Raw genomic sequence first — 7,101 nt, 5'->3', positions numbered from 1 at the left:
CATCTCCCCATCTCCCCATCTCCCCATCTCTCCACACTCCCCTACTCCCCTACTCTCAATCTCTAATTTTAAATAGATCCCTTCAGGGGTTCTATAGTAGCTAGCAAGGGAAATCAAATGGGACTCATTGCCTTATTCACTTTTAGCCACCTCTGTCCTACATTTGAGAAATGGCAGATTTGTCCTCACTTCCCTATTGGACTCCTCTCCCTCGTCTCCCCTATCCTGTCAGGAATTTAAAGCATAGCCTTGCAGGAGAGGATTTGGGGGAGAGGTCTTAATTTCTGAAACTTACCCACATTTTTAAGCTAGATGCCCTACTACTTTATTATTGTAGCCAGTGTCGGCAAAAGGCATTTTATGGCCCAAAATAGTCTGAGCTTCTCCACGAGAATTCTTTTTCTCCTAGCTGAAACGCTGATTGCTGATTGCCATTTTAATGACCCATTTTGGCAAATTTCCTATTCTCTAATTTCCACTTTTCTCCCATTGATTATGATCGAACCCTAACTTGTGGTTTAAGAGCTAATTTATAAAGTAAATATTAAAAAGCTAAATTCTTTAATATAACTGAGTTTGGCGAGTTATTGTCTCAGAAAACCAATATCTCTGAAAACCATGTGAAATAAGAACTGGTTTGAAGCCACGCGCACACCAGTAAATGCTTGTCCTCTTAATATTTCAGTAGTACCAGTACAGCGAATTTATCACGCACATTCNACACCAGTAAATGCTTGTCCTCTTAATATTTCAGTAGTACCAGTACAGCGAATTTATCACGCACATTCCTGAATTTAGAGTACAAACACAAGATGGTAGGAGGACATCACCTCTGTCACGCGCACCAGTCAGGGTTTCCCAGGCTGAAGAATCCCGACGTTGTCCCGTAAGGGACAACGTCGGGAGTATGTCAAGTATCCAACTATATAAAGAGTTGCCTGGGCATCAATTACAAGAAGCGGTCGCTGATGCTGTAGATGCTGGCAAACAAGGTATGGCTAATGGTGGTGTAGCTAAGTTTAAATCTTGCTGTCAACCGTCTCAAGTAATCAAGTTCAAAGTGGGTAACTACAAGAAAAACCACTGGTATCCTACCAAAGTTAAGGGATTGCTCTACCGCTCACCAGAAGGATTTCCCGCTGAATGTAGTTATGCTACTCAATTAGTTTTTACNTGGTATCCTACCAAAGTTAAGGGATTGCTCTACCGCTCACCAGAAGGATTTCCCGCTGAATGTAGTTATGCTACTCAATTAGTTTTTACAGCGGTTTTCATTTCAGTAGACCACAGTAGGGACGTTCCATGGAAAGTCCCTACTGGGTTTTGGTTGTGAAGATGTAGTTCATCAACTTGAAAAGCACTGTAAACGTGGAAAATGGTATGGTATTTTTCCAGAATATAAACAACCAATTCCCACCTCACAATCAAAAGTTATTGCTCTTGACCCTGGAGTGCGTACCTTTTTGACGGGATTTGACTCTGAAAAGATTGTTGAGTTCGGTAACGGCGATATGGGTAAAATTCAAAGGCTTTGTTGCTATCTAATAATTTAATGAGTCGCATTGACTTAAGCGTGGTGAAACGTCAACGACGAGCAATGCTTCAATAATTGATAATTGATAATGGATAATTTATAATTNTCTTGATCTAGTTGGCTTTAAACCTTAATTATTCGGTAAAGCAAGTTATCGCATTAGGGAAAAAATTGAAAGCTTAGTTAAGGATTTGCACAATAAAGTAGCACAATTTCTTGTAAACCACTACAAAATCATCTTTCTGCCGACATTTGCTACTTCAGAAATGGTAGTAAAGTCTGGTCGAAAACTGAATAAACGCACGGCTCGAAACAAGATATGCTCTCGTGGAGTCATTATAAGTTTCAGCAACATTTAATTCAGATGGCTAATCGACATAATGTTTTAGTAGTATCGTGTAATGAATCCTATACTTCAAAAACTTGCCCTGAATGCGGTCATGTTCACAAGCAACTAGGTGGAAATAAAAAGTTTCATTGCCCGAAATGTGGCTATAGTGCCCATAGGGATTGGAACGGCGCTCGTAATATTATGTTGCGACCTTTGCAGCTCATCTGCAATCACTTTAATCGGTGATGCTATAAAGATTCAAGGTGAATAGCTTTGAGTAGGTTAAATGTTGCACAGGAAAAAAAGAAAATACAGATGAGTACAAATTTACAAAATTTTTGAATTATAACACTATACAGAATGGAAAAGTGGTCATAAGCTGTTAATAGAACCTTAACTTTTTCTATAGGAGCAAGTCCCAATGACTACTACCACAAAATTTAATCCCTATCTGATGGGTAATTTTGCCCCAGTCAGGAAAGAAATAACTGCCGACAACCTGGAAATTAAAGGCCAACTCCCTAGAGATTTGTCAGGAATGTATGTTAGAAATGGCCCAAATCCTCAATTCGCACCTCTAGGTAAATATGACTGGATGGATGGTGATGGAATGCTGCATGGGGTGAGAATTAGTGGTGGTAGGGCAGAATATCGAAACCGATATGTACGGACGGGAGGATTTGAAGTAGAAAAAGACTTGGGTCATGCTGTCTGGAGTGGTAGATTAGAACCGCCTCAAATAAATAATCCCTATGGTCCATATAAAAATGTGGCCAATAATGGGGTTACTTTTCACAATGGCAAGTTATTAGCTCTTTGGGAAGCAGGTTTACCTTATGAGGTTAGAGTTCCTAGTTTAGAAACAATTGCCCCCTATTTATGTGATGGTTACTTAGATTCTGCTTTCACTGCTCATCCAAAAGTTGACCCGATGACTGGAGAATTGATATTTTTTGGTTACGCTCTGGATGCGCCTCCTTATGTGAAATACGGTGTGATTTCTGGTAACGGGGAGCTATTGCAGACAGTACCTATTAATGTACCTGTGCCAAGTGGTCCTCACGATTTTGCCATCACAAAAAATTATACAATTTTGATGGATTTACCATTACGGTTCCGTCCACAACGAGAAGAACAAGGTTTGCCTGCTTGGATGTTTGAAACTGGAGTGCCCAGTCGTTTTGGTATCTTACCTCGGTATGGAAACAATGAAGATATTCGCTGGTTTGAAGCTCAACCTTGCTATATCAATCATATTCTTAATGCTTATGAATCTGGGGATGAAGTGGTATTGTATGGTTGTCGAATGAGTTCGACTCATTTGTATCCTGGTACTTTGAGAGACCCCGATGAGAATATTCCGCGAATGTATGGGTGGGCGTTTAATCTCAAGACTGGTAGTGTGAGAGAGGGAATGTTAGATAAGAGACCATCGGAGTTTCCTTGTATTAATAATAGGTTTGTAGGGCGGGAAATGCGTTATGGTTACACTTCGAGAATGGCATCTTTGCGACCATTATTTGATGGAATTATTAAGTATGACTTCGGTACTGGTAGGTCTCTACCCCATGATTTTGGTGAAGGTCGTTATGGAGGTGCTGTGACGTTTGCACCTAGAATAGGTGCTATTGATGAGGATGATGGTTGGTTGTTGACTTTTGTGTATGATGAGAAACAGAAGCGTTCTGAATTATTGGTGATAGATGCTCAGGATATCAGGGGGGAACCTGTGGGGCGGGTGATTTTACCTCAGCGAGTACCTTATGGTTTTCATGGTACTTGGGTGTCTGAGATGCAGTTGATAGCAAATAGTTAAATTTTATTTTCTTGAGGACAAGAAAATCAGGCGATAGCTCTTTCGGGTTTACCTGGAAGTGGAGTGATCGTCATTTTATCTGATGTCCGCTTACAGCGCTTTTGAGATTGATGACCTCAGGTCACAACCAAAATCCTCTAGGAGCCAATGGCCATTCGCCCTTACTGTAGTCTACCGTGCAGGACAACCGCTGTAATTAGTTAGGACTTACGCAATACAACGTATTTTCGTCATTGCGACCGACAGGGAAGCAATCTCAAATCCTAGTTTTTCGTACCTCATGCGTAAGTCCTGTTAGTGATAAAAAAACTTTTTCCTCCTTCTGCTCCTGATAAAATTAGCCTATAATGCTTGTCAAACAAGGTTTTTATGTCGAAGATGTCATACCTAGGTAGGGACGCCCTTATGCAACGTCCGTAGGTCTTATATAGAATCCGGGTCATTAGTTATCGTATCGCGCTCGGAGTCAGGAGTCAGGAGTCAGGAGAAATATTGGATTTGAACTATTAAATTTTTAAATTCGTATTCAATAGAACATCTGTATTAAGACGAAGTAATTTTGCGATTACTGTATAACCGGATTTTATATTAGAGAGTAGTAATAGAAAGGAAGAAAAACAACTATACCTCATTAGCTTGAGAAACGCTATTTAATTGACTAAATCACTTTATAGCTGATTCTCCTTGGGATGCTAATCGAATTAATGTTAGCGTTTGCGTAGCATTCCGTAGGAAAGCTTTGCGTTAGCAAACGTCTTTTACAAATAATTAACAAATCTTCTCAGACAAAAATAACTCGAAGATTTAGCCTAATTTTAGAGGTTGTTTGTAAACAATTATGAAGTGTGTTTACTCCTAGCAAATTGTTGACAAAATCAAAAGTCAAAGCCAAAAATATGTCAAAAATACTGTGATTAGAAGAAGATGTAGACCTAAAAAATATTAATGCCTCTAACTTCCAAATAGCATAGCTTCTTTTTTGAGAATTAAGTAGTTTTTCATGCCTTCAAAAACCCAATAAAATTTAGTCTATTTTTTGCAAATACATCTGCCAAATTGGCAACCATTCCCTTATTATTCTGGTTATATTAAAATAGTCAAACAAAATAAATTGTTTGAAGCACTCAAATTTAACTCAGCCCGGTTGTTCCCCCTGAGAGTTTTGTGCTAGGAACTGCGTCTCTTTTTAGCCCCCTGGATACCGTCATTCTTGAAAGCGATCGTAAAAGAGAGATTAGTTAAAACGTTTATATTAACATTTTATCATTTTATCTGATTTGAGTTCTCGTAGTTCTTCAAAATTTCGTTCTAATTCTAGTTCTATTTCCATAGACAAAAAGTAGTTAACAATTCGGAGGAAAATCAAAATGGCAGAAAGCAAAAAGTACAGCCATAAATTAGAAATTAATGACCTAATTGATAATGCCATTGACAATGCGGTAGTACGAAGAGGATTAGTAGAAACTTTATCCGATGATGAAGCCAAAATAATTGGAGGTGGTCTGAGTGTTTCATTAGCTCAAAAAACACCTACAGTAGCAGGCTTCAAGCCGATTTGTCCGCCAATTAAGCCAATTGAGCCTGTGTGTTATCCTATTAAGCCAATTAAGCCTTTTTGCCCTCCAATTAAAATTTGTCCGCCAATTGTAGTTGGGCTAATTGCAGTACCACCAGAGCAAGAAAAACTTGCTTAGTTTTTAGTCTTCAATGTCAAAAATACTATTTTGGTGGAGGCTAAATTCATGAAAAATATTACTGCTGAAAAAACTACCCTTTGCCCTAGTGCTAGACCCGAATCAGTAAATGGTGTTGTTTTCGGTGTAGTCGGTGGAACACCTACGGAACCCCAGATAGCTTATCTTAAGCAGCCCGTAGCCATTACAGAAGAACTGATAGCAAAGGCTAGCCCAGTTACCCCAGGGGAGATTTTTAGAACGGCGGCATCCTGTGAGGAATCTGGCTGTCAGCATTTTAATGGCAAGGACTGCCGTTTAGCAATGCGAATTGTGGAGAAATTGCCTGTGGTGGCTGAAGATTTACCGCCTTGTTCTATCCGCCGAAATTGTCGTTGGTGGCAGCAAGAAGGTAAAGCAGCCTGTAGGCGATGTCCGCAAGTCGTCACAGATGACTATGCTCCCTCTGAGCAATTACGTCAGGCAGCAGTTCCTTCTGTCTGATAGCAGACTTGATCTATTCTTGTACTAATAAAAATTAGGAGTTTTGTATGAATCTAAATCATCCTTTTGCTCTCAATATTTCCGATCTAGAAGATATAAATCTAGATATTGAAGAGCAGTTAACAGACGAAGAAGCTGCCCAAATTAGCGGTGGAAAGCGAATATATGAGGAGCCTATTTTTACTACTTTGGCTATAGGTGAAGAAGGCGGGCATGATCCTTGTGACATAGTGTGCATCTCTGCTCCTTGTCCAGGAAGTGAGACCGGTGGAAATCCTTTCCCTAAGCCCATACCCACACCCCTGCCACCTAAGCCACCTAAGCCACCTAAGCCACCTGTTCTCACTAAAGCTTTGTGCGAAAACGGTGGTGGACCTTACACAAAAGCTTTGTACGAACATGGTGGTCCGATTTGTTGGTAATTGATCCGCTAGTATCAGTATAAATAGAGCATAGAGCATATAAACCGGGTTTGTATGAGATACCCCATTATACTAAGATTTACCTCGCATACAGCGCTTTTCAGTTGAGTAGACCACTAAACTCATTGTTAGGAGTCAGGAGTCAGGAGGTAGGGACGTTGCATAAGGGCGTCCGTACGGAGTTAGGAGGCGCGGAGGTAGTATCATTGTGGTTTATTCATATGAAAACCGCTGTAAACCCGGTTTCTTATAACACTTCCATTGCAAGCGGATTTGATATTATATAGAATCTGGTTGAACACAAGTCAATTGCAACCGAAAGGAAGCAATCTCTAAAACCTTGGGATGACTTCCTTCTAATCTGTTTGAGTTGTTGCGGACTTACAGTAACTAATTATGCGGATTTGATATTATCCACTGATACTGAACATCTTTAAAAGTGTCTGTGAATTCCCAAAAAAAATAATCATAAACTTCATCATACTTAGTCTTATCCTCAGCGATAAAATAATTAAAATCAGGGTGATTTATCAAGGGTTTACAAGCACCTCAAAATCATATAGTTAACAACTAATGGCGATCGCCATATAAAATATTTAAATCATTTGTATAAAGTAGGGGCAAACTCCCGTTTGCCCCTACATGAGTCAGGAATTTATAGCTTATAACACTTCCATTGCAAACGGATTTGATATAATCAGGGCAGTAAACCCGGTTTCTTGGAGAGGGTGCGTAAGTCCTGACATCTTGATGAGACCAATTCATTTTTTAGCATGGATATAATCAACAAAGTAAAATTGAGGAATTAACCATAATTTCAA

General features: G+C 39.6%; 5 protein-coding genes. All 5 read left to right on the top strand.

All coding sequences use genetic code 11. The annotated features are described in order from the left end of the window. The first annotated feature begins 1,898 nt into the window (after nucleotides 1-1,898). The 5 genes from AFK68_RS41970 (at nucleotide 1,899) to AFK68_RS17685 (ending at nucleotide 6,280) form a co-directional block, all read left to right on the top strand. Nucleotides 1,899-2,111, top strand: a complete 213-nt coding sequence (locus AFK68_RS41970) for a transposase (protein ID WP_246844255.1) — start codon at nucleotides 1,899-1,901, stop codon at nucleotides 2,109-2,111. A 175-nt stretch (nucleotides 2,112-2,286) separates the two neighbouring features. Next, nucleotides 2,287-3,681: a carotenoid oxygenase family protein gene (locus AFK68_RS17700; RefSeq protein WP_094673914.1), complete on the top strand. Its 1,395-nt coding sequence runs from the start codon at nucleotides 2,287-2,289 to the stop codon at nucleotides 3,679-3,681. Between the two features lie 1,367 nt (nucleotides 3,682-5,048). Beyond that, complete coding sequence (locus tag AFK68_RS17695; RefSeq protein WP_094673913.1) at nucleotides 5,049-5,375, top strand: hypothetical protein; 327 nt, start codon at nucleotides 5,049-5,051, stop codon at nucleotides 5,373-5,375. A 48-nt stretch (nucleotides 5,376-5,423) separates the two neighbouring features. Further along, complete coding sequence (locus AFK68_RS17690; protein WP_094673912.1) at nucleotides 5,424-5,858, top strand: nitrogen fixation protein; 435 nt, start codon at nucleotides 5,424-5,426, stop codon at nucleotides 5,856-5,858. A 47-nt stretch (nucleotides 5,859-5,905) separates the two neighbouring features. Beyond that, entirely contained in the window at nucleotides 5,906-6,280 is a 375-nt protein-coding gene (locus AFK68_RS17685) for a hypothetical protein (RefSeq protein ID WP_094673911.1), read from the top strand. The last annotated feature ends 821 nt before the right edge of the window (nucleotides 6,281-7,101 follow it).

This window comes from Hydrocoleum sp. CS-953, assembly GCF_002260545.1.
Lineage (GTDB): Bacteria > Cyanobacteriota > Cyanobacteriia > Cyanobacteriales > Microcoleaceae > Trichodesmium.
This window is presented reverse-complemented; position numbering and strand designations above follow the sequence as displayed.